Annotated in this window: 22 protein-coding genes; 17 read left to right on the plus strand and 5 right to left on the minus strand. The window is 69.3% G+C overall.

From position 1 onward, the window contains the following. Nucleotides 1-50: 50 nt before the first annotated feature. From AC3WS4_RS05055 to AC3WS4_RS05065, 3 genes are all read left to right on the plus strand, one after another. Nucleotides 51-725, plus strand: coding sequence for a DUF969 domain-containing protein (locus tag AC3WS4_RS05055; protein WP_492736045.1), 675 nt, complete (start codon nt 51-53; stop codon nt 723-725). Beyond that, a complete protein-coding gene (locus AC3WS4_RS05060) occupies nt 722-1660 on the plus strand; it encodes a DUF979 domain-containing protein (protein ID WP_492736044.1) in 939 nt (312 codons plus the stop codon). Before AC3WS4_RS05055 ends, AC3WS4_RS05060 begins: the two co-directional genes overlap by 4 nt. Nucleotides 1661-1837: 177 nt before the next feature. Next, entirely contained in the window at nt 1838-2827 is a 990-nt protein-coding gene (locus AC3WS4_RS05065) for a DUF2891 domain-containing protein (RefSeq protein ID WP_492736042.1), read from the plus strand. On the opposite strand, the gene AC3WS4_RS05070 is transcribed toward AC3WS4_RS05065, so the two are convergent. Genes AC3WS4_RS05070 through AC3WS4_RS05085 form a run of 4 tightly spaced genes read right to left on the minus strand, consistent with a single transcriptional unit; the run spans nt 2824 to nt 7517 of the window. Next, on the minus strand, nt 2824-4056 hold the full coding sequence (locus tag AC3WS4_RS05070) for a nucleotidyltransferase family protein (protein ID WP_492736040.1): 1233 nt from the start codon (nt 4054-4056) through the stop codon (nt 2824-2826). The genes AC3WS4_RS05065 and AC3WS4_RS05070 overlap by 4 nt on opposite strands. Beyond that, nucleotides 4053-5783 carry an ATP-binding cassette domain-containing protein gene (locus AC3WS4_RS05075; RefSeq protein WP_492736039.1) on the minus strand — a complete coding sequence of 577 codons (1731 nt, stop codon included), beginning with the start codon at nt 5781-5783 and terminating at the stop codon, nt 4053-4055. The genes AC3WS4_RS05070 and AC3WS4_RS05075 overlap by 4 nt, the downstream gene beginning before the upstream one ends. After that, the gene (locus tag AC3WS4_RS05080; RefSeq protein WP_492736037.1) at nt 5776-6264 is read right to left on the minus strand and encodes a lasso peptide biosynthesis B2 protein; all 489 of its coding nucleotides are present in this window, start codon (nt 6262-6264) and stop codon (nt 5776-5778) included. Before AC3WS4_RS05080 ends, AC3WS4_RS05075 begins: the two co-directional genes overlap by 8 nt. Beyond that, complete coding sequence (locus tag AC3WS4_RS05085; protein WP_492736035.1) at nt 6261-7517, minus strand: cupin domain-containing protein; 1257 nt, start codon at nt 7515-7517, stop codon at nt 6261-6263. The genes AC3WS4_RS05080 and AC3WS4_RS05085 overlap by 4 nt, the downstream gene beginning before the upstream one ends. A 195-nt stretch (nt 7518-7712) precedes the next feature. Here AC3WS4_RS05085 and AC3WS4_RS05090 point away from each other — a divergent pair, with 195 nt between their 5' ends. The 13 genes from AC3WS4_RS05090 to AC3WS4_RS05150 all read left to right on the plus strand — a co-directional run bounded on the left by AC3WS4_RS05090 (nt 7713) and on the right by AC3WS4_RS05150 (nt 18499). Continuing rightward, nucleotides 7713-8315: an aspartyl/asparaginyl beta-hydroxylase domain-containing protein gene (locus AC3WS4_RS05090; protein ID WP_187139010.1), complete on the plus strand. Its 603-nt coding sequence runs from the start codon at nt 7713-7715 to the stop codon at nt 8313-8315. Continuing rightward, entirely contained in the window at nt 8312-9238 is a 927-nt protein-coding gene (locus AC3WS4_RS05095) for a hypothetical protein (RefSeq protein WP_492736033.1), read from the plus strand. Before AC3WS4_RS05090 ends, AC3WS4_RS05095 begins: the two co-directional genes overlap by 4 nt. Before the next feature lie 6 nt (nt 9239-9244). Continuing rightward, on the plus strand, nt 9245-10099 hold the full coding sequence (locus tag AC3WS4_RS05100; RefSeq protein ID WP_187139012.1) for a sulfotransferase domain-containing protein: 855 nt from the start codon (nt 9245-9247) through the stop codon (nt 10097-10099). 53 nt (nt 10100-10152) lie between these two features. Further along, the gene (locus AC3WS4_RS05105) at nt 10153-10443 is read left to right on the plus strand and encodes a PqqD family peptide modification chaperone (protein WP_492736031.1); all 291 of its coding nucleotides are present in this window, start codon (nt 10153-10155) and stop codon (nt 10441-10443) included. A 130-nt stretch (nt 10444-10573) separates the two neighbouring features. Next, nucleotides 10574-10717, plus strand: coding sequence for a hypothetical protein (locus tag AC3WS4_RS05110; RefSeq protein ID WP_156377568.1), 144 nt, complete (start codon nt 10574-10576; stop codon nt 10715-10717). Nucleotides 10718-10943: 226 nt separating this feature from the next. After that, nucleotides 10944-12689, plus strand: a complete 1746-nt coding sequence (locus AC3WS4_RS05115) for an asparagine synthetase B family protein (RefSeq protein WP_492742651.1) — start codon at nt 10944-10946, stop codon at nt 12687-12689. Next, a complete protein-coding gene (locus tag AC3WS4_RS05120; protein ID WP_492736027.1) occupies nt 12686-13318 on the plus strand; it encodes a sulfotransferase family 2 domain-containing protein in 633 nt (210 codons plus the stop codon). The genes AC3WS4_RS05115 and AC3WS4_RS05120 overlap by 4 nt, the downstream gene beginning before the upstream one ends. Next, entirely contained in the window at nt 13315-14160 is an 846-nt protein-coding gene (locus AC3WS4_RS05125) for a glycosyltransferase (protein ID WP_492736025.1), read from the plus strand. The genes AC3WS4_RS05120 and AC3WS4_RS05125 overlap by 4 nt, the downstream gene beginning before the upstream one ends. Further along, nucleotides 14157-14957, plus strand: a complete 801-nt coding sequence (locus tag AC3WS4_RS05130) for a sulfotransferase (protein WP_492736023.1) — start codon at nt 14157-14159, stop codon at nt 14955-14957. The genes AC3WS4_RS05125 and AC3WS4_RS05130 overlap by 4 nt, the downstream gene beginning before the upstream one ends. Then, on the plus strand, nt 14954-15712 hold the full coding sequence (locus tag AC3WS4_RS05135; protein WP_492736021.1) for a sulfotransferase family 2 domain-containing protein: 759 nt from the start codon (nt 14954-14956) through the stop codon (nt 15710-15712). The genes AC3WS4_RS05130 and AC3WS4_RS05135 overlap by 4 nt, the downstream gene beginning before the upstream one ends. Before the next feature lie 49 nt (nt 15713-15761). After that, complete coding sequence (locus AC3WS4_RS05140; protein WP_492736019.1) at nt 15762-16778, plus strand: LacI family DNA-binding transcriptional regulator; 1017 nt, start codon at nt 15762-15764, stop codon at nt 16776-16778. Between the two features lie 98 nt (nt 16779-16876). Continuing rightward, on the plus strand, nt 16877-18058 hold the full coding sequence (locus tag AC3WS4_RS05145) for a GGDEF domain-containing protein (RefSeq protein ID WP_492736017.1): 1182 nt from the start codon (nt 16877-16879) through the stop codon (nt 18056-18058). Between the two features lie 144 nt (nt 18059-18202). Further along, the gene (locus tag AC3WS4_RS05150; RefSeq protein ID WP_187139020.1) at nt 18203-18499 is read left to right on the plus strand and encodes a hypothetical protein; all 297 of its coding nucleotides are present in this window, start codon (nt 18203-18205) and stop codon (nt 18497-18499) included. 33 nt (nt 18500-18532) lie between these two features. Here the strand turns inward: AC3WS4_RS05150 and AC3WS4_RS05155 are convergent, their stop codons facing one another. Further along, complete coding sequence (locus AC3WS4_RS05155) at nt 18533-19003, minus strand: MarR family winged helix-turn-helix transcriptional regulator (RefSeq protein WP_492736015.1); 471 nt, start codon at nt 19001-19003, stop codon at nt 18533-18535. A gap of 236 nt (nt 19004-19239) precedes the next feature. Here AC3WS4_RS05155 and AC3WS4_RS05160 point away from each other — a divergent pair, with 236 nt between their 5' ends. After that, nucleotides 19240-21579 (plus strand): bifunctional diguanylate cyclase/phosphodiesterase, encoded by a 2340-nt coding sequence (locus tag AC3WS4_RS05160; RefSeq protein WP_492736014.1) that lies wholly within the window; start codon nt 19240-19242, stop codon nt 21577-21579. Nucleotides 21580-21628: the final 49 nt, after the last annotated feature.

Raw genomic sequence — 21628 nt, forward strand, 5'->3', positions numbered from 1 at the left:
ACAGCGCGGTCTACCCCACGCGGGGATGACGGGATGACAGGATATCGATCATGCTCGTCCTGATCGGCATCCTGATCATCATCGCGGGCTTCCTACTCCGCTTCAATCCGTTGCTCGTCATCATGGCCTCGGCGCTCGCGACCGGTCTTGCCGCAGGGCTCGACGTCACCGCGATCATCGCCGCCTTCGGCAAGGCGTTCAACGACACGCGCTATGTCTCGATCATCTGGATCGTCCTGCCCGTCATCGGCCTGCTCGAAGCCTATGGTCTGCAACAACATGCCCGCACGCTGATCGCCCGGATGAGGGGCGCGACGCTGGGGCGCCTTCTGACCGGCTATCTGCTGCTGCGTCAGGCGATGTCGGCGGCGGGCCTCACCTCGGTCGCGGGCCATGCGCAGACCGTGCGTCCGCTCGTCGCCCCGATGGCCGAGGCCGCCGCCGACGCGCAGAATCCCGCGCTCAACGATGACCAGCGCGAGGAGATCAAGGCCTATTCGGCCGCCACCGACAATGTCGGCCTGTTCTTCGGCGAGGACATCTTCCTCGCGATCGGCTCGATCCTGCTGATGAAGGGCGTGCTCGAAGGCTATGGCTATGTCATCGAGCCGCTGCACTTCTCGCTTTGGGCGATCCCGACCGCGATCGCCGCCTTCCTGATCCACGGCTTCCGGCTCCGGCGCCTCGACAAGAAGATGCGCGCATCGGGGGAGCGTAGCGCATGATCACCCTCGACCATGTCTATATCCTCGCGGGCCTCACCTTTGCGGCGTTCGCGCTGCTCGGCGCCGCCGACCGCAGCAACCCGAAACGCTTCGGCAATGCCGCCTTCTGGGGCTTGCTCGCGGTGTCGATGCTCGCGGGCGACCGGCTCGGCGACTTCTACAACGGGCTGCTCGTTCTCGCGCTCGTCGCCATCGCCGGCGCCGGCCAGATCGGCCGCGCGCCCGGCGGCGAAGTTCCTGCCGAGGTGCAGGCCGAACGCGCCGCGAAATATGGCAATTTCCTCCTCCTCGTCGCGCTGATCATCCCGGTGGTCGCACTCATCGGGACTTTTCTGTTCAAGGAAATTCCTGGCCTCGCCGATCCCAAGCAGGCGACGCTCATCTCGCTCGCGATCGGGGTGCTGATTGCGCTCGCGGTCGGCATGGCGCGTCTCAAACCGCCCGCCCTGCTCCCGCTGCAACAGGGCCGCCGCCTGCTCGACTCGGTCGGCTGGGCGGCGATCCTGCCGCAGATGCTCGCCAGCCTCGGCGCGGTCTTCGCACTCGCGGGCGTCGGCGACGTCGTCGGCGGGCTGATCGGCACCGCCATTCCGCAGGGCAGCCTGTTCGGCGCGGTGCTCGCCTTCGGACTCGGTATGGCGCTCTTCACCATGGTGATGGGCAACGCCTTCGCCGCCTTCCCGGTAATGCTTGCGGCGGTCGGCATGCCTTTGCTCATCAAGCAGTACGGTGGCGACCCCGCGGTGGTCGCGGCGATCGGCATGCTCGCGGGCTTCTGCGGCACGCTGATGACCCCGATGGCGGCGAACTTCAACCTCGTCCCCGCCGCCTTGCTCGAACTCAAAAACCCCTATGGGGTAATCAGGGCGCAGATCGGCACCGCGCTGCCGCTGCTGGGCGTGAACATCGTCTTCATCTACCTGTTTGCTTTCTAAGATCCTCCCCATCGCGAAGCGTTGGGGAGGGGGACCGCGCCCGTAGGGCGTGGTGGAGGGGTTATACGTCAGCGCCATTACCCCTCCGTCAGCGGCTACGCCGCTGCCACCTCCCCATCGCTTCGCGTGGGGAGGATCGTCTCGACTTCGCTCGATGCAAACGGATAAGAGGATCGCATGCACCTCACCCCCGACCACGCCGCCCGCTTCGCGACCGCCACCCTGTCGCACCTCGGCCGCGAATATCCGTACAAGATGGACCATGTCCTTGCCGGCCCCGAGGACGCCCGGCCCCCGCGCGATTTCCATCCGATCTTCCACGGCAGCTTCGACTGGCACAGCTGCGTCCACGGCTGGTGGCAGATCCTCCGCCTCGCGCGCCGCTTCCCCGATCTTCCGATCGCCGCCGACATCCGCGCCCGCGCCGATGCGATGCTCGTGCCCGACAAGGTCGCGGGTGAACTCGTCTATCTCGCGCGCGCCACCGCGACCGGCTTCGAACGTCCCTACGGCTGGGCCTGGCTCCTCGCGCTCCACGCCGAGGCCGAACGTCACGACGCCCCCTGGGCCGCCGCGCTCGCACCGCTCGCGCTCGCCTTCGCGCAGCGCTTCCACGCCTTCCTGCCCAAGCTCACCTATCCGCTGCGCGTCGGCACCCATTTCAACATTAGCTTTGCGTTGCTCCTCGCGCGCCACTGGGCCGAAGCCCGCGACGCCGATCTCGTCGCCCTGATCGACACCCGCGCCCGCGACTGGTTCGGTGGCGACCGCAACTGTCAGGCATGGGAACCCGGCGGCGACGAATTCCTTTCCCCCGCACTCACCGAAGCGCATATGATGTCGGTCGTCCTTGGCGATGATTTCGCCGCATGGTTCGACGCCTTCCTGCCCCGCGCCGCCGGGCAGCAGCCCGCGACGTTGTTCACCCCCGCCACCGTCTCCGATCGCAGCGACGGCAAGATCGCGCATCTCGACGGCCTCAATCTCAGCCGCGCCTGGTGCTGGCGCGCGATTGCGAGCGCGCTCGGCCCCGCGCACCCCGTCAGTCCCGCCGCTGAAGCCGCCGCCCAACAGCATCTCGACGCCGCGCTCCCGCACGTCACCGGCGACTATATGGGCGAACATTGGCTCGCGAGCTTCGCGCTGCTCGCGCTCGACGGGCTCTAGCCGCCCGTACCCAGCCAGCGCCGCATCGCGCGCATGTCGGCGACCTCGGCGTCCATCGCGTCGCCGCCGCGCTGGACCAGCCAGCGCCAGCCATGATCGGCCATACGCAGCGGATAAGCGGGCCACACACGCCAGCTGTCGACCGGCACGCCCGCATAGTGCGCGACGATATGCCGCGGCGGAAAGGCGCGGCCCCAGGCAAAGGCCGCCTTGCCGCGCTTGCCCTCCGCCTCGGCGATCTGCGTCGCGAAACCGCGCTCGGCGCGCGCGCCCATGTCCTGCAGCATCAGCGCCTCGGCCGCCGCGACCAGCCGCTCGGGCAGCGGCACCGGATCGGGATCATCGACCACCCGCGCCCCCATATATTTCGCCATCAGCGCGAACAGCAACCGCGCGCCACCCGTCCGTCCCTGCGCCGCCGCGTCGGCCCAGAAGCGCGGCCAGTCGATCGCCGCCGTGTCGATCGCGGCGGCGAGGTCGCACAGCACCTGCGGCCCGGTGTCGAACGGCTGGCGGCCATAGGCCGCATGGACGACCAGATGCAGCAGGGTGTCGGTCGGATCGAGATAGGCGATCTCGACCGGCCCGGCTTTCGCCCGCCCCCCCCGCGCCAGCAGCCCCGCCGTCGTCGCCGCGACCGCGTCGCGATCCTCACCGGGGACCGGGTTGGTCAGCCGCCAGTGCAGTTCGAACGCCACCTTTTGCGGCCCCCAGTGCAGTGGCGGCAGATGCTTGTGATGCGCGCGCGCATAGTCGATCGGCGTATGCGAAACCGGCCCCGGCACCGCCCCGGCCGCGATCATCGCCGCGTACAGGCGCACCGCATCCGCCTCGCCGAGCAGCAGGTCAATGTCGCGCATCGGGCGCAGCGCCGGCTGCGGATAGGCCTGCCAGGCAAGCCAGGCGCCCTTCAGCGCCGCATAGTCCAGCCCCTCACGCCCGGCCAGCGCCCCCACCTCGCCCAGCGCCTGCTGCATCGCCAGCGCCCGCGCCGCCGCCGCCAGCCATCCGCGCGCCCAGCGCGCCTTCAGCGTCTCGGGCACCGGCCAGTCGCTCCCGCGCCCCGCCATCTGGCGGTGGAGCAGCGACGCCAGCCGGTGCTGTTTCGCCATGTCGCCGATCACCTCCCATTCGGCGTCGGACAGCGCCGCGAGCATCGCGCGGTCGGCGCCGCGCACATCGGCGAGCATGTCGAGCAACAGCCGCGCCAGCCCCCCGCGCGCCGTCATTCGGCCGCCTCCGCCCGGGGTACGATCCGCCCGTCCTCGATCCGTACCAACTGGTCGGCCAGGTCGAGCATGACCTGTCGGTGCCCGATGATCACCAGCGTCACCGCGCCGTGCAGTCCAGCGATCGCCTTGCGGATCGCCGCCTCGTTCGCGGGGTCGAGCGCGCTTGTCGGCTCGTCGAGCACCAGCAGTTCGGGCGACAGCAACAACGCGCGGGCCAGCGCGATCCGCTGGCGCTCGCCGCCCGACAATGTTTGCCCGCGATCGCCGACCACCGTGTCGATCCCCCGCGGCAGCGCAAAGACGAAATCGGCCGACGCTTTCGCCAGCGCCGCGCGCAACGCCGCCTCGTCGGCTTCCGGCGCCGCCCACAACAGATTGTCGCGGATACTGCCGCCGAGCAGGAAGGGCTGCTGCTGGACATAAGCGACCGACCGCCGCCACAATTGTCGCGTCGCCCCCGCGATGACGACATCATCGACGCGCATTTCGCCCGTGTCGGGCGACAGCAGCCCCATCAGGATGTCGGCCAGGCTGCTCTTGCCAGCGCCCGAAGGCCCGACGATCGCCGTCGTCGTGCGCGCCGGCAGCACCAGGTCGATCTCGTGCAACGCGGCGCCTTCGCGCCCGGCATAGGTGAAACCCGCGCCGCGCAGCGTCACCGCGCGCGCCAGCGCCAGCGGCGGCGCATCGGCGGGCGCGCCGGCTTCCGCCACCGACGCCGTCTCGCGGCGCAGCGCCTCGGTCTCGGCCATCGCCGCCGCGGCGTGCAGCCAGCTGTGCCAGCTTTGCTGGATCACCCCCAGCATCGGCACCAGCCGCGCAAAGACCAGCAAGATCGGCAGCATCGCCGCCAGCGGCAGTTTCAAGACCGCCAACCCGACATAGACGAGCGCCGCCAGCAACGCCCCGCCGCCCAGTTGCAGCGCGGTGCGCCCGTGGCTCGCGCTTGCCGCATAATCGATCTGCTGCCCGCGCAGCGTCCTGAGCACTGAGGCAAAGCGCGCGCGCTGGCGCGCCTCGCCGCCCAGCATCTTGGTGATCCGCACCCCGTCGAACCCTTCGACGATCTCGGCCTGCAACCCCTTGTTCGCGCCGCCGAGCAAGCGCCCGAGTTGCACCGCGCGGCGCCGGTGTCCGGCAAAACCGAACAGGATCAGCGCCCCGCCCAGCGTCGCCACCAGGGCCACCTGCCAGGACAGCAGATAGGCCGCCGCCAGATAGGCGATCGCGGTCACCAGCGTCGCCGCCAGCGTCATCAACTGCTGGAACGCCGCCCCGATCCGCCCGATGTCGGTGATCAACAGGCTGGCATGGTCGGATGCGCGCCGCGTCGCCAGCCAGCGCCACTCGGCCGACACCAGCCCCGCGAACAGGCTCTCGCGCATCCGGTCTACCAGCATGTGCTGCAGCTCGAGCGCCTTCATCGTCTGCGCATGTTTGACATAAGCGCGCAGCAACAGCAGCGCGAGGAAGACCAGCACCACCTGCCCCAGCGACACCGTGCCGACCAGGCCGTGCAGCAGCTCGCCGACCCGCCCCGGCGCGCGCATGCCGCCGGCGTCGACCAGCGCCAGCATCGGCACCAGCATCATGATGCCGACCCCCTCGGTCAGCGCCGCGGCGATCATCAGGGCCATCACCACGACCAGCTGGCGCCGGTCGGCGCTCGCCAGCATCGCGGCGAGCAGCGCGCGCGGCCGGATCGGAGCCACGGGTTCAGACAAAGGCCGCCACCTCGATCAGCGCCGGATCGACCGGATAACCGGCGATTCTTTGCCCCGACGCGTCGAGCCATGCATGGGCGGGCGGCGTATCGGGATCGATCTTCACCGCCTCGCGGTGGTCGCGCCACACCCCCAGGTGCAGCGTCGCCGCGATCCCCCGGCGCTTCAGCATCGCGCGCGCCGCGATCGCCTGCGGCAGGCACACCGCCTCGACGGGCAGGCGCCCGGCGGCAAAGCGCACCGCCCAGCTCACCATCATCGCGGCATCGTCGGGGCGTTCGCGCGGCGCCGGCGGTACCAGCGCGCCCGGCGAAACCGGCGTACCGAGCCAGCGTGCGACGCGGCGAAAGGGCAGCGTCGCAACCGCGATCCGCGCGCCGAGCAGCAATATACTCGCCTCGGCGACCAGCAACCCGCGCCGCCCGCCCAGCCGCCACGCGCTCGCCAGCTTGCGCCGCGCAAAGGCGATCCGCCCGGTCATGCGCCGAGGTCGACGAACAAATATCCCGCCGCATTGAGCCGGATCAGCAATTGCTCGAGTTCGCGCCGCGCGGCGTCGTCCAGCCCGGCGGCGAGCGCGTCGAAGGCAACATCGCCGTCGCTCGACAGCCGCCCGAGCACCGCACCGACCGCCACGCTGCACGGAAAGAAGTGCTCGCCGATCTCGATCCCATGGTCGCCGCTCACCGCATCGCGAACCGCCGCGAAGGCGCGCCGGCTCGCGGGGCGCAGCCGGCTGTCGCCGCCGATCCGCGCCATCTTGCCCGCCGCGAACTGCGGCAGGGTGAAGACCGGGCGCGCCACCGGCGCCGCGCGCTGCTCGGCCAGAAAGGCTTCGGGCGGATGCGCGGCGTGCAGCGCCTGCATCGCTTCGCCCAGGTCTCGCCAATAGGCTGCGGTCGCCTCGGCGCCGCGCGCCGCCGGCCAGTCGGCACGGAACAGCGGCGATCCGGTCGCCTTGCCGACCAGCCAGCGCAGATAATCCTGCCCCGTCGGCGGCGACAGCGCGATCGTCAGGTGCAGGCTCGGCTCGTCGACCGGGGTCGCGACATGCCACCAGCCGCGCGGGATATAGAGGATCGCGCCCTCTTCCAATATCGCGTCATGGACTGGATCATCGCCCTCCGCGGGCGGCGGCACGGTCTCGCCGCGCGCCGGGTGGTCGCGCGTCGGCCGCTGGACCCGCCAATGCTTGCGTCCCGCGACCTGCAGGATGATGACGTCATGATGGTCCCAATGCAGGTCGAACCCATGGTCGGCGCGCCACCCCGCATACAGGTTGACGTTGCAACGCACGCCGAGTTCGTCCGCCATCCGGTCGGCGAGCGCACCGATCCGCGCCACCATCTCGTCGACGAAGCTCAAGACCAAGGTCGCGCCCTGCGCCAACTGCGCGGTGACCGCGCCGGCATCGAGGCGGCGGTTCGGCCCTACCATATCGACGAATTTTTCGGCCGGCACGTTTTTCCCGGTTTTGACCAGTTGCAGGCGCGGCGGCTCCAGCCGCTGCGTCGCCAGGATATGGTTGATCTCGTCCCAGCCGATCAGCGCCGCAAAGCGCCCCGCCTGCCCCGGCCAGGCGCGAAACGCGCGGTTCCAATATCCCTCGAGGAATTCGCCGACGCTCAACGGGGCGACCAGCGCGGCCAGCGATGGCGGCGCGGCGTCGACGTCGCCGGATGGCGACAGAGCGCCAACCTCGCGGGTCATTTGCCCCTGATCCTGATCCGCCATCGAAACACTCCCCCGGGTCCGGCCGCATCCCCACCGGCACCGCCACGATCTTAGCTAGCGCGCGCCAAAGGTTCAATGCGGCCCTGCGGCGCGAAGCATCTGTGTCCCAAAGCGAAATCGGGGTGACTTTACCCTTGTCGCGGGGCGCAACGCGCGCCAGAACGACCCGGCAATTGCGGGGGCAATTTTCATCCCATGGCCGTCATCGTCACAAAGCCTGCCAATGTCCGCGACCTCGGCCCGGTCGACGCGACCGCGCTCGCTGCACGTGTCGCCGCGATTTCGGAACGCGCCTGGGCCGGCGAGGATGCGCGCAAGGAAAATGACTTCGAGGTCTTCCACCACACGCGCCACATCATCTTCCGTTTCACCCCGGGCAATCGCGAACCCGAAGACCATTATGACAATCCGGCATGGATGGTCTGGCGGCCGCTGCTCCAGCCGGTGATGGACGCGGCGATCCGGCCCTATGGTTTCGCCGATCCCGCCTTTCCAAAGGCGATGCTCGCGCGGCTCCAGGCCGGGCAGAAAATCGACCTCCACCGTGACGGCGCCGGGTCGAACCTGCGCACCCACAAGATCCATGTGCCGCTGATCACCAATCCGGGGGCCTTTTTTCTCAGCGGCCCGAACCGCCACCATCTCGGCCTCGGCCATGCGTGGGAGGTCAACAATATCGCGTCGCACGGCGGGGTGAACGAAGGCGACGCCGACCGTATCCACTTCATCTTCGAAGTGTTCGACCGCGCCGCGCCGGCGCCATTGGGGGCCGGGGCCGAAGCCGCGACGACCGCATGACACGGGGTCATTTTTACCGCCACTACGGCTTCACGCTGCGCTCCGACCTCGCGCTGCCGCACTTGCTGCCCGGCGATCCCGCGGCACCGGTCGCGGTCGACATCCGCCTCGGTTCGATCGCCGACGACCGGCTGGCCGAGGCGATGCATTTTCGCAACTGGCGCGCCGAACCGGGCGAAATCCTGTTTCACGCCTTTGGCATCGGCCGGCTGCTGATCGCCGGCGGCACGTCGATCACCGTCGACCGCGAAGCCGGGGCGACCGACGCCGCGCTCGTCTCGATCATCCTCGGCACCGGCATTTCTGCGCTGCTGATGCAGCGCCGCATCCTGCCGATGCACGCCTGCTCGATCGCCAGCGACAGCGGCGCGATCCTCGTCATCGGGCGCTCGGGCGCGGGCAAGTCGACGCTGCTCGGTGGGCTGATGGCGGCGGGCTGCACGATGCTCGCCGACGATGTCACCGGGGTCACCGTCGACGATGCCGGCGCGACCGCGATCCCCGCCTTTCCCGCGATGCGGCTGTGGACCGACAGCCTGTCGCTGCTCGACCGTGACGACGACGACAAGATCCAGGTTCGCGAGGATATCGAAAAATATTATGTCGCGGTCGACCGCTTTCGCAAAGACCCGATGCCGGTGCGCGCGGTGGTGCTGCTTCAATCGCACAGCGGAACCGGCGTCCTGACGCGCCCCGTGCTGATGGGCAACCGGGTCGAAGCGCTCGCCCGCTACGTCCATCGCAAGAAATTCCTGCGCGGCCTCGGGCTCCAGCCCTGGGGCTTCGACGCGGTGGTAAAGCTCGCCGGGTCGATCGACATGGTCGCGATCGGACGCCCCGCGACCGGTGCGACGCCGGCGGGCATGGCCGATGCGGTGATCGAATATTTCGGCCTCGCCCCCGCGCTTCAGCCGACGCCATAGCGCGTCATGCCCTGCTCGATCGTCTGGCTCGCTTCCTATCCCAAATCGGGCAACACCTGGCTGCGCGCGATGCTCACCCACCTGCTCGCCGCGCCGGGCGATGATGTCTCGGTCAATGCGCTCGCCGGGGCGCCCGAGGGCGGCGACCGCCACGCGCTCGACGACGCCTGCGCCATTTCCTCGGCGGAGATGAAACCCGCCGAACTCTTACCCTATCGCGCGCTGCTCCACCGCCAGATGGCGGCGGAGAATGCCGCGCCCTTCTTCGTTAAGACGCACGACCAATATGCGCTGGGGCCGGGCGACACCGCGCTCTTTCCCGCCGACGCCAGCCGCGCCGCAATCTACATCGTTCGCAATCCGCTCGACGTCGCCCTCTCCTTCGCACACCATAACCAGCAGGATGTCGACACGACGATCACACGGATGGCCGACGCCGATTCGACACTCAACCGGTGGCCCGACCGGATCAGCGATTTCCTGCCCGTCCATCTCGGCCGGTGGAGCGACCATGTCGCGGGCTGGACACAGCAGGATGCGATCCCGCTCTGCCTGCTGCGTTACGAGGATATGCTGACCGACCCCGCAGCCGCGCTTGCGCGCGCCGCCGCCGCCGCGGGCCTCGATGCTGCGCCCGCCGCGATTGCCGCTGCGGTCGCCGCGAGTCGTTTCGACCGGCTGCGCGATCGTGAGGCGATCGAGGGCTTTTCCGAAAAGCCCGCCAACATGCCCAACTTCTTTCGCGCCGGGCGCGCCGGCGAATGGCGCTCGGCGCTGACCGCCGCCCAGGTCACGCATATCGTCGCCGATCATCGCGGCCAGATGGCGGCGCTCGATTATCTTCCCGCGTCAATGGCTTGACGCGTGGCGGCGGCGCTCGCTATCGCATCTGCGGGGATTTTGGGGGGCAGGACATGACGGTCGCACTAACCGGCAACACCTTGATCACGCGCAATCCGTCGATACTCTTCAACGACTTCGACGACGGGCTGATGATGATGGACATCGACAGCGGCAATTATTTCGACGTCGACTCGGTCGGCGGACGGATCTGGGCCTTGCTCGATTCGCCGGCGACGCTCGACACCATCTGCGATTCGCTGGTCGCCGAATATGACGTCGAACCCGGGACTTGTCGTACCGAAACCATTGGATTCGTCCAAGAACTTGCCGGCAAGGGGCTGGTCACGCTGCGTCCCTCCTAAACCATTGGTAGACGGGCCGTTTACCTTGACTGGTCAGCATTTTTGTCTCATCATGGCCAAGTAAATCGCCAGTCAGTGAAAAGCATCTGCGGGCGAACGGTGGGACCGATATCAAATAGGGGGGATTCTGATGACCAAGACCGTGGAAAAGCATGTGCCGCGCAAGGATTGGCAAAAGCCGGAACTGCGCTCGGTCGTGCCGGCGGCGCGTACGCGTGGCGGTGGCGGCGGCCCCAGCCCCGATCCGGACGATACCTTCTACGACGCGTCCTGATTCGCGCCACTCCAGTTCAGAGATGGAAATAGTGGTTTGGCCCTGCATCGCGGGGCCAAATTGCTTGCGCGTTAATTTGTCTGTGCGCTTGACGCTTTCGTGCGACGGCGGCACGATCGGCGCCGGCGCCCCCGCGTCCTGACGGGATCGACTATCGGCCGTGCATCGCTTCTGTGGCATCATCGATCGTTCGGCGTCCGCCGCACCCTCCATCGCCGATAGCGCCGTGGTTCGGGCCGCGCTCGGGGCGGCCAGTGTCGCCAACAGCCTCGCAGCGGCGAGCTTCGCCGCGCTCGCGACCGCGAAACAGGCGCGATCCATCGACGCACTGCATATCGCCGACGACCTCATCGTCGTCGCCGACGCGCGGATCGACGGCCAGGCTGACCTGCGTGCCGCGCTCGCCGATCTCGCGCCGCCCGCCAATACCTCCGCCGCCGCGCTGATCGCTGCCGCCTGGCGCCGCTGGGGGGCCGACTGCCCGCTGTTCCTCTATGGCGATTACGCCTTCGTGCTGCACGATCGGGACAGCGGCACCAGCTTCGCCGCGCGCGACCATGTCGGCGCCCGCCCCTTTTTCTATGCGCTAACCGGCGACTGCCTCGCTTTTGCCAGCGACCCCGCAGCGCTGCTCGCGCTCCCCGGCGTGCCCGACGACCTCGACGAGGATTTCATCGCCTCGATCCTCATCCATCGCAAGTTCCAGCCGATGGGTCGCAGTTTCCAGCGCGCGGTCCGCCGCCTCGAACCCGGCCACCGCCTGTTTTTGGTGGGCGGCGACGCGCGCCTCGACCGTTGGTGGAACCCCGAAAAGATCGCCGTCGACGACCGCGCCGACGACGCCGCGACCATCGCGCGCTATCGGCAGTTCGTCGAGCAGGCGGTGACCGATCGCCTCGCGGGCGCCACGCGGTTCGCGGTGCATCTCAGCGGCGGGCTCGATAGTTCGCTCATCGCCGCGGTCGCGACACCCGAACTGCGCGCCCGCAGCCTCGCCGATCCGCCGGGCTACAGCTGGCATATCGTCGATCCCGACGCCGCCCCCGACAGCGAACCCGGCTGGAGCGAGGCGATCCGCGCCCGTCTCGGCCTTCAGCTGTATGCCCCCACCCTCTCGACCGACGAGATGGCGGCGCTGTTCACGCAGGACTGGACCCGCGGCCCCGACATCCGCAACCTGCTCCACGAGGCGGCGATCCAGCGCGACGCCGCGGCGCGCGATGTCGAGGTCATCCTGTCGGGCTGGGGCGGCGACGAAGCCGCCTCGTACAACGGCCGCGGCTATCATCCCTGGCTCTTTGCCACCGGTCGCTGGGTGACGCTCTATCGCGACGCGGGCCGGCCCGGGGTCAGGGCGGGGCTGCGCACCATCTATCACGCCGCGCGCCGCACCGTGCGGACCTTTCGCCCGCAGCTGCCGCTGCGCTGGCGCGCGTTCGCGGGGCACAGCCTGGCCGATCCCGCCTTCGTCCGCCGCGCCCGCCTGCTCCCGATGAAGGTGACGCGCGAGTTCGGCGTCCGCCGCACCCAGCATACGCTGCTCCGCTACAGCGCGACGACGGGGCGGCTCGAGGACTGGGCGATCAGCGGCGCGACACGCGGTATCGACTATCGTTTCCCGCTGCTCGACCGCCGCCTGCTCGAGTTCATCTACAGCCTGCCGCCGCGCATGTTCCGTCGCGGCGCAATGCGGCGCTGGCTGATCAAGGAGGCCAGCGACGGCCTGCTCCCCGACGTCGTGCGCCTCAACAACAGCAAGACCGAGCCGCTGCGCGTCGCCTGGATCGACAAGGCGCTCGGCGAAACCATGGTGCTGATCGGCGACCGCATCCTTGCGAGCGACACCCCGCCCGCCCGCGCGCGCTACATCGACATGGACCGGCTGCGCAAACGCGTCGAACACGCGCGCCGGACCCACTCGGGCCGCGACCCGGCGCTGCGCCTCGCGCTCCAGTTCCTCGACACCCCATGATCCTGTCGTTCAGCCGCCGCTTCGCCTTCGTCGCGATCCCGAAGACCGCCGGCCATGCGCTGCGCACCGCGCTGCGCCCGCTGCTCGCGGCGAACGACTGGGAACAATGCACCCTGTTCGACAAGCGCTATTTCCCCGTCGCGCCGCTCGCCGCGATCGGCCACGGTCACCTCGGCTATCGCGACGTCGCGCCCTTCCTGCTCCCCGGCCAGTGGGACGGCCTCACCAGCTTCGCGGTCGTCCGCTCGCCCTTCGACCGCTTCCTTTCCTATGCCCGCTTCGCCTGGCGGAACGGCGACGCGATGGCCCGCGACCCGCTCGGCACGATGAAGGCGGCGCTTACCGATCCCGCGCGCCGCGCGCATATCCTGCTCCGCCCGCAGCAGGAGTTCGTCTGCGACGACGAAGGCCGTGTCCGCACCACGCTGCTCCTCCGCCACGAAGACCTGGCGGCCGAGATGGCAAGGCTGTCGGCCGCCCTCGGCGCCCCGCTGCCGCCGCTCGAGGCGGTCAATGTCTCGCCCGATCGGGCGGACGCCGCGCTCGACGCCGAACTCGCCGATCTCATCCGCCACTATTATGCCCGCGACTTCGCGCTCTTCGGTTACGATCCGGCCGCCGCGCCATGACCGCAACGACGCTCGTCACCGTCTCCTCGCCCGATTTCCGCATCGGCACCGAAGTGATGCTCGCGAGCTTCCTCGCGCATAATCGCTGGTTCACGGGCGACATCCTTGTCCTTCACAGCCGCCTGACCGACGCCGACCAGGCCGCGCTCGCCGCGTCCTTCCCGCGCCTCCTCTGCCGCACGGCGAGCCCGCCGCTCGCCGACGCGATCAATACGCTCACCGTCGCGCACCCGCATCTCGCAGCGCGCCGCGACCGTTTCCTCAGCCTCGAAACCCTGCTCCTGCCGGCGACCGGCAGGCTGCTCTTCGCCGACAGCGACCTGCTGTTCCGCGGCGATATCGCGCCGCTGCTGGACAGCGACGCCGCGCTCGTCGCCTGCCCCGATGCCGCGATGCTGCGCGGCAATGTCCGCGACGCCGACTCTCTGGCCGAGGTCACCGCCGGCGAAACCGCGTCCGCCAGCTTCAACGCCGGGCTGCTCGTCTACGACCCCGTCGCCGCCGGCCCCGGCGTCGCCGCCGCGCTCTGGCCGCTGCTCGATCCCGCCGGCTGGGCGCGCATCGCCTCGCAGCACACCGACCAGGCGGTGTGGAACCTGCTGCTGCGCGATCGTGTCGCACTCGCCGGCACCGCGTTCAACCTGATGATCGGCCACCGCGCCGCCAGCTTCGCGCACGAACCGGTGCCGCTCGCCGACGCCCGCGTCCTCCACTTCAACGGCGGCGCCAAACCCTGGCGCCCCGACCGCCACGCCGCCGCGATCGCGCGCGACCCCGAATATGCCGCCGCCGTCCGCCTGTGGGCTGCGGCGCGCGCCGCCTGGCTGCGGGCGCGGCCATGATAGGCGGCGGCGAAGGCGCGATAAGGCGCCACCTCTTCCTGCTCGCCCCCAACAACAGCGGCTCGACCTTTCTCGCCGCCGCGCTTGGCCAATGCGCCCGCGCCTGGTCGCTGCCGCGCGAGGGCCAGCATGTGACGGGGTTCCATGGCCCCAGTTCGCGCGGCACCGGCACCCGCCTGCTGTGGGCGGCCACGCCGGCGGCGATCGCGACCTTCCGCGACCCCGCCGCTTACGACTGGGGCCGCACCCGCCGCGCCTGGCATTTTCACGCCCGCGCGCGCCATGCCGACGCCGAAACGCTGGTCGTCGCCGCGCCGCCCTTCCTGCTCATCGCCGACCGGCTCGCGGCGGCGTTTCCCGACGCCGCTTTCCTGATCATGGTCCGCAACCCCTATGCCGTCGCCGAAGGCATCATCCGCCGCGACGCCGAAGCCGGTCCGGTGGCGCCGGGCGACAGCCTCGCAACCACCGCCGCGCGCCACATCGTCGCCGCGTTCGCCGCGCAGGCCGCCAACCGCACCGCGCTCGGCGACCGCGCGACCGTCTTCACCTATGAGGAGATGTGCCGCACCCCCGCCGCCGTCGCGACCCGCATCGCCGGCCTCGTCCCGGCCTTCGCCGACCTCGAACTCGACCGCTCGCTTCCAGTGAAGGGCCGCTACCACGAACCCCTGCGCGACATGAACGTCGATCAGGTCGCCCGGCTCGGCCCGGCGCAATTGGCTGATCTCAATCGGGTCTTCGACGATCACCGCGGCTTGCTCGACGGCTTCGGCTACGACAGGATCGGGGCATGACCGACGCCCCGCGCCGCCCCCTGTGGATCTTCCTCCACGTCCCCAAATGCGGCGGCACGACGCTGAAGGCGCATCTCGAACGCCATTTCGCCATGGACGAGCAGCTGGTCGAATTTTCCAACTGGGGCCGCCGCTATCGTAAGGAACAGAGCCGGCCCGAATTCGCCGACCGCCCGGCCGAGGAGCGTACCCGCGCCGAAATCCTCGCGGGGCACCAGCTCGATTACGGCATCCACCGCCTCGTCCCCGGGCTGCGCGAGCCGCGCTATGTCACCGTCGTCCGCGACCCTGCCGAACGCTGCGTCTCGCTCTATAATTTCCGCTGGAGCCGCGGCCACGCCCCCGACGATTTCGACGATTGGTATATGAACTGGTACCGCCCCGAACAGTCGGACTATATGGTGCGCTTCTTCGCCCAGCGCCTCTATGGCGCCGACCTTCCCGCCGATCCCGAACAGCAGCTTGCGATGGCGCAGCGGCTGCTGGAGCTGTGCTGGTTCGCCACCACCACCGATCGCTGGAACGAGGGGCTCGACTTCCTGTCGGCCGCCATGGGCATCCCCGCCGACTGGAACCATTATCGCGCCGCCGGACGTTCGATCGAGCTCCCCGCCTCGCACCCGTCGCAAGGCGAAGTGGTCGCGCGCCGCGTCACCCTCGACGATGCGCTGCGCGCACGTATCCATGCCGACTCGCCCGGCGACGTCCGCCTCGTCGACTGGGTCCGCGCCCGACGGTGGCCGCTCGCCGATTGACAGCGCCCGTCGCCCGCGCGACAGACGCGGCAGAGGGGAAGAGGCCGAAATGACCGGAAAAATGCTGCGCCCGACATCGTTCGACGTCGCCGAGCGCGCGGGCGTGTCGCAATCGACCGTGTCGCGCGCGCTGCGCGGCAGCCCCGGGGTCAATGCCGAAACCCGCGCCCGCGTTTCGGCGGCCGCGCGCGAACTCGGCTATGTCGTCGACCGCCACGCCTCCAGCCTGCGCCTGAAAAGCAGCGAGACGATCGCGCTCGTGACCATCTGCCGCCCCGGCGAGGATCGCAGCGCGATCAACCCTTTCTACTTCGCGCTGCTAGGCAGCATCGCCGAGGCGACTTCGGCGCGCCGCTTCAACCTGCTCGTCAGCTTCCAGGAAAGCCCCGCCAATTTCCGCGCCGATTTCGTCGCCTCGGGGCTCGCCGATGCGATGATCGTCATCGGCACCACCAGCAACGACGCGGCGTGGGATTATTTCGGCGCGGCGCAGGCCTCGGGGCTCGACTTCGTCTGCTGGGGCAGCCCGGGCGATCCCTTCCACTGGATGCGCAGCGACAATGACGCCGGCGGGCGGATCGCTGCCGAACATCTGATCGCGACCGGCCGCCGCCGCGCCGCGTTCATCGGCCCCGCCGATTCGGCGCAGCGCCAGTTCGACGAACGGCGCGAAGGCTTCACCGCCGCACTCGCCGCGCATGATATCGACCCGGTCGTCTGGGCGGCCGCGCCCGCCGCCGACCGCCATGCCCAAGGCGTCGCCGCCGCACATGCCTTGCTCGCCGCGCATCCCGACACCGACGCGATCTTCGCCGCTAGCGACATGCTCGCGCTCGGCGTGCTCCAGGGCCTCAAGGAAATCGGGCGCCGCGTGCCCGAGGATGTCGCGCTGATCGGCTTCGACGGCATCCGCGCCGGCACCCTCGCCGATCCCGCGCTCACCACGCTCGAACCCGATCTCGAGGCCGCCGGTGAGGCGCTCGTCGCGATGGCGCTCGAGGATGACGAGCATGTCCGCGACGGCACGCGCGTCCCGGTCCGCCTCGCGGTGCGCGGCAGCGCCTGACGGCGTCAACGGTTCACCGCTTCGTCACTTTCCCACTGCGCTCGTAACGGCTTATTATCCCTGTTCTTGTTACGCTGCGTGCGAGAGGCAGTAAGCGTTTGTCGGGTCAGTTTTTCATTTCCCTGCTCAATCCGGGCATCGGCCTGTTGCTGGCGGGCGCCTTCCTGCTGCTCTGGCTCTACCGCCGCGAATATCGCTACCTCCTCGCCGCCGCCGCCGGCCATGCGATCACCGCCGCCGCCTTCCTGATCCAGGATCTTGGCCCGGTGCTGCCGATGGAGTTGCAGCGGATTCCCGCCAATTTCGGCTATCTCCTCGCCGGTTGCCTGCTCGTTGGCGCGATCATCGCCCATTATCGCGTCGCCGTGCCGCGCCGCACGATGGCGGTCATCTGCACCGTGTCGATGACCATCTTCCTCTGGTTCCTGCTCGTCGATCCCAGCATCGTCGGGCGCATCTATGCGATCAGCTTCGCGCTCGGACTGATCGCGCTGATGATTCCCGTCTGCCTGCGCCGCTTGCCCAAACGGCACATCGTCGACCATATCTTCTGCTGGCTCGGCATCGTCTGGGCGCTCAACTACACGCTGCGACCGTTGCTCGTCCTCGGCGTCACCGGCGACATCGCCAATTATGTCGGCTTCCAGCAGTCGGTCTATTGGACCACCGTCCAGTTCACCCAGGCGATCTGCTCGGTGCTGTCGGCAATCACGCTGATGGTTGCGGTGGCGATCGACCTGATGGCCGAACTGCGCGAACAGGCCGACGGCGACCAGCTTTCGGGCCTGCTCAACCGGCGCGGGTTCGAGGCGGAGGCGGGCGCCGCGGTGCGCGCCTGCGCCGACCAGGGGCGGCCCGCCGCGCTGCTCATCGCCGACATCGACCATTTCAAGGCGGTCAACGACAATCACGGTCATGCCGCTGGCGATGCGATCATCGCCGCCTTCGGCGCCCATCTTCGCGCGGCCGGCCCTGCCGGGACGATCGCCGGCCGCATCGGCGGCGAGGAATTCGCCCTCTTGCTGCCCGGCAGCGGGATCGAGACGGCACGCGCGCTGGCCGAGGCGGTTCGCACCGGCATGACTATCGCGTGCCAGCCCTGCCTCCCCGGCGCGACGCCGCCGACGACAAGCATCGGGCTGGCGGTCGCCGTGCCCGGCGCCGGCCTGTCGCAGCTGATGCGCGACGCCGACCAGGCGCTCTACGAAGCCAAGCGCGCCGGACGCAATCGCGTCCGCGCCTTTACCCCGGCACCGGTTCGTATCGCCACCGCGTCCTGACACGGCGGGCATCCGCTTGGGCTTCACACCCTATGGCACCGGCGGCGGCAAAGCCGCGCTTTCGCGGCGGGCAGTTTTTTGTGCGTTGCACACTAAACTAGCATATACTAATATGACTTAGTATATAGTCGAAAGGTCATTCCCATGCGTATGTTCGTCACCATTGCGCTTCTCGCCGTCGCCACGCCCGCCCTCGCCGTCGAAACCGCTACGCCGCCGGCCGAAGCGACCACCGCGCTCGAACGCGCGCCGAAGGAAGGCGAAGTCCTGCGCGACACCAGCGCCCGCATCGTCGGCAAGGTCTACAAGGTTCAGGCGTCGGGCAACCTCCTCGCGATCGTCAACCGCGAGACCGTTCGCATCCCGGCGAGCACGCTCAGCATCGTCAACGGCAAGCTGGTCACGACGCTCAGCAAGTCGGAAGCGCTCAAGCAGAAATAATCCGGACCTGCGTCGCCGGAGGGCCCTCCCCTCTCAACGTCGCTCCGGCTTGCAGGTCACGGCTTCGACCGCGTCGCCGCCCAAATTGGCGGTGATGCGGTCGAGCATCGCGTGGAGCCGCGCCTGCTCCTGCGCGTCGAAGCCTGCCAGCGCCGCGGCTTCCTCCGCCGCTCCGATCCGCGTCAGTTCGCCGATCAGCGGCTCGATCGTGGGGGTCAGCCAGATACGGTGCGCGCGCCGGTCGGCTGGATCGGAGCGCCGTTCGACCAGCCCCGCCTCGACCAGCTTGTCGATCGATCGGCCCACGGTCACCTCGCCGACCTCCAGCAGTTCGGCGACCTGTCGCTGCGTCGCGCCGGGGCGCCGCCGCACGCAGGCGATCGTCTGCCACTGCGCGCGCGTCAGCCCCAACGGCTGGACACGCCGGTCGAAGCGCAGCCGCAGCATGCGCGACAGCTTCATCACCTTCATTCCCAGCGCCTTGTCGTCGTCGACCGCCTGCACGCGCGTTCCTTCCCCCGATCGCGCGACTGTCGCCGACAAGGCGGCGAAGCGCAAGCGCTGAAGGCAGGAGGGGGGCGCCCGTCGCGCGCGGGCAGGATGCCGCCCCGTCGCACCGATTCGCGGCGCCCCTCAGTATTGAATCATTTATTTCTCAACGGGTTTCAGTATCTTCTCCAATAATAATCCAATCTTTACGCCTGTCTGGTCTGATGAGCGCGGGGACCAGGGGGAATTTTATGTTCAGCGTCCTCGAATGCGTGGTGTATCAGCATGACCTGTGGCTAGTCCTTGTCGCCGCGCTCGTCTGCGTCCTCGGCAACATCTGCCTCTTCGTCGTCCTCAACCGCTCGACCTTCTGCATCGAGACGCGCCGCCGCCATTGGCTCGTCGTCGCCGCGGTCGCGCAGGGGGTCGGGGTCTGGGCCACCCATTTCGTCGCGATGCTCGCCTATCGCGGGGCGATGCCGATCCGCTTCGACGTCTCGCTCACCCTACTCTCGGTCGCGATCGCGATCGGCTTCTTCTGGGTCAGCTTCCGCTGGCTCGGCAAGGCGCCGACCGCCGCGCGCTGCGCCGTCGCCGCCGCAGGCGCCGCGGTCGGGGTCGCGGCGATGCATTTCACCGGCATGGCGTCGATCATCGCCCCGGCGCATGTCTCCTATGCCGTCGCCCCCATCCTCGTCTCGCTCGCCGCCTCGTGGCTCTGCTTCTGGGCGTCGTTCGTCGCCTTCGCACGCAGCAGCGGATGGCGCCGCATCGCCCTGCCCGCCAGCCTCGCGGTGCTGGCGATCGTCGCGCTGCATTTCACCGCCATGTCGGCGACCACGCTCGTCCCCGATCCGACGCGCGGCGACGCGCTCGGCGCCGCGGTCACCCGCGACTGGCTCGTCCCCGCGATCGTGTTCGCCAACCTCGCGCTCGTCGCGCTCGCGCTCACCGGCTCGCTGATCGACCGCTGGCTCACCGATGCCCACGGCCTCGCCGAAGCGACGCTCGAGGCGCTCGCGATCACCCACGACGGCCGCATCGTCGAGGTCAACCACCAGCTCGGCGATCTACTCGGGGTCAGCGCCGGCGCGATCCTCGGCAGCGCGCCGGGCGACTGGTTCGTCCGCCTCGACGGGTCGCCCTTCGCCGCCCCCGACGGTCCGTCGGTCGAGGCGCGGCTGCGCGGCAGCGCCGACGAGGACCAGATCTTCGAGATCGGCACGCGCACGATCGAATATCGCGGCCGCAGCTGCCAGGTGCTCGCGATCCGCGACCTCTCCGATCGCAAACGGGCGCAGCGCGCGATCGAGCATCTCGCCTCACACGACGCGCTCACCGACCTCGCCAACCGCACGCAGTTCGCCGTCGCGCTCGACGATGCGATCGCTGCCGACGCCCCCTTCGCGCTGCTCGCGCTCGACCTCGACCGCTTCAAGGCGGTGAACGACATCTTCGGCCACGCCGCGGGCGACGCGGTGCTGCGCCGCGTAGCCGATATCCTGCGCGCCGCGGTGCGCGGCGACGACATCGTCGCCCGCGTCGGCGGCGACGAATTCCTGATCATCCAGCGCGCGGTCTCCGCCCCCGACGACGCGCGCCGGCTGGCGACCCGCATCCTCGAAGCCCTCGCCGAGGAAATGGATGTCGCACGCGATCCGATGGCGGTCGGGGTCAGCATCGGCGTCGCGCTCTTCCCCGCCGACGGCGCCGACGCCGAGACGCTGCAGCGCAACGCCGACACCGCGCTCTACCGCGCCAAGAACAACGGCCGCGGCACCGCCGCCTTCTTTGACCAGGAGATGGACGAGGTCGCCCGCGAACGCCGCGCGCTCGAACACGACCTGCGCCACGCGATCACCCGCGGCGAACTGCGCCTCGTCTTCCAGCCGCTCGTCGCCACCGCCTTCGGCTCGGTCGTCGGGTACGAGGCGCTGCTGCGCTGGGACCATCCCGAGCGCGGCGAGGTGCCCCCCGACGATTTCATCCCGATCGCCGAGGAGATCGGCGCGATCGTCCAGATCGGCGAATGGGTGCTGCGCCAGGCGTGCGATACCGCCGCCACCTGGCCCGACAATATATCGATCGCGGTCAATGTCTCGACGATCCAGTTCCAGGTCCCCAACCTGCCCGGACTGGTCCGCGAGGCGCTGCGCGAATCGGGGCTCGACCCGCACCGGCTCGAGCTTGAGATCACCGAGACCGCCTTCCTGCGCAACCGCCAGAGCGCACTCAAGGCGCTCCACGCGATCCGTGACATGGGGGTGCGCGTCGCGATGGACGATTTCGGCACCGGCTATTCGTCGCTCTCGAACCTCAAGGCCTTTCCCTTCGACAAGATCAAGATCGACAAGAGCTTCGTCTCGGCGATCGACGATGACGATGCCGCGCGCTCGATCGTCCGCGCGATCATCGGGCTGGGGCGCAGCTTCAACATGCCGATCGTCGCCGAGGGGGTCGAGACCGCGGCCCAGCGCCAGATGCTGCTCGACGAGGGCTGCCCGCAGGCGCAGGGCTATTATTTCGGCCGCCCCGCCGAAAACCCCTATGCCGAGGGCACCGCGCCGCGCGAAGCGCAATCGGACGGCTGATCCGCCCGCGCACCCGCCTGCCACACCGCGTAGCTTCACGCCCGTTAGC

It is taken from the genome of Sphingopyxis sp. EU05-FHT14B03 (assembly GCF_058790875.1).

Excerpts from the sequence above, each read along its gene's own strand:
- AC3WS4_RS05055 (WP_492736045.1), top strand. The coding sequence starts at position 51 with ATGCTCGTCCTGATCGGCATCCTGATCATCATCGCGGGCTTCCTACTC.
- AC3WS4_RS05060 (WP_492736044.1), top strand. The coding sequence starts at position 722 with ATGATCACCCTCGACCATGTCTATATCCTCGCGGGCCTCACCTTTGCG.
- AC3WS4_RS05065 (WP_492736042.1), top strand. The coding sequence starts at position 1,838 with ATGCACCTCACCCCCGACCACGCCGCCCGCTTCGCGACCGCCACCCTG.
- AC3WS4_RS05070 (WP_492736040.1), bottom strand. The coding sequence starts at position 4,056 with ATGACGGCGCGCGGGGGGCTGGCGCGGCTGTTGCTCGACATGCTCGCC.
- AC3WS4_RS05080 (WP_492736037.1), bottom strand. The coding sequence starts at position 6,264 with ATGACCGGGCGGATCGCCTTTGCGCGGCGCAAGCTGGCGAGCGCGTGG.
- AC3WS4_RS05085 (WP_492736035.1), bottom strand. The coding sequence starts at position 7,517 with ATGGCGGATCAGGATCAGGGGCAAATGACCCGCGAGGTTGGCGCTCTG.
- AC3WS4_RS05090 (WP_187139010.1), top strand. The coding sequence starts at position 7,713 with ATGGCCGTCATCGTCACAAAGCCTGCCAATGTCCGCGACCTCGGCCCG.
- AC3WS4_RS05095 (WP_492736033.1), top strand. The coding sequence starts at position 8,312 with ATGACACGGGGTCATTTTTACCGCCACTACGGCTTCACGCTGCGCTCC.
- AC3WS4_RS05100 (WP_187139012.1), top strand. The coding sequence starts at position 9,245 with ATGCCCTGCTCGATCGTCTGGCTCGCTTCCTATCCCAAATCGGGCAAC.
- AC3WS4_RS05105 (WP_492736031.1), top strand. The coding sequence starts at position 10,153 with ATGACGGTCGCACTAACCGGCAACACCTTGATCACGCGCAATCCGTCG.
- AC3WS4_RS05110 (WP_156377568.1), top strand. The coding sequence starts at position 10,574 with ATGACCAAGACCGTGGAAAAGCATGTGCCGCGCAAGGATTGGCAAAAG.
- AC3WS4_RS05120 (WP_492736027.1), top strand. The coding sequence starts at position 12,686 with ATGATCCTGTCGTTCAGCCGCCGCTTCGCCTTCGTCGCGATCCCGAAG.
- AC3WS4_RS05125 (WP_492736025.1), top strand. The coding sequence starts at position 13,315 with ATGACCGCAACGACGCTCGTCACCGTCTCCTCGCCCGATTTCCGCATC.
- AC3WS4_RS05130 (WP_492736023.1), top strand. The coding sequence starts at position 14,157 with ATGATAGGCGGCGGCGAAGGCGCGATAAGGCGCCACCTCTTCCTGCTC.
- AC3WS4_RS05135 (WP_492736021.1), top strand. The coding sequence starts at position 14,954 with ATGACCGACGCCCCGCGCCGCCCCCTGTGGATCTTCCTCCACGTCCCC.
- AC3WS4_RS05140 (WP_492736019.1), top strand. The coding sequence starts at position 15,762 with ATGACCGGAAAAATGCTGCGCCCGACATCGTTCGACGTCGCCGAGCGC.
- AC3WS4_RS05150 (WP_187139020.1), top strand. The coding sequence starts at position 18,203 with ATGCGTATGTTCGTCACCATTGCGCTTCTCGCCGTCGCCACGCCCGCC.
- AC3WS4_RS05160 (WP_492736014.1), top strand. The coding sequence starts at position 19,240 with ATGTTCAGCGTCCTCGAATGCGTGGTGTATCAGCATGACCTGTGGCTA.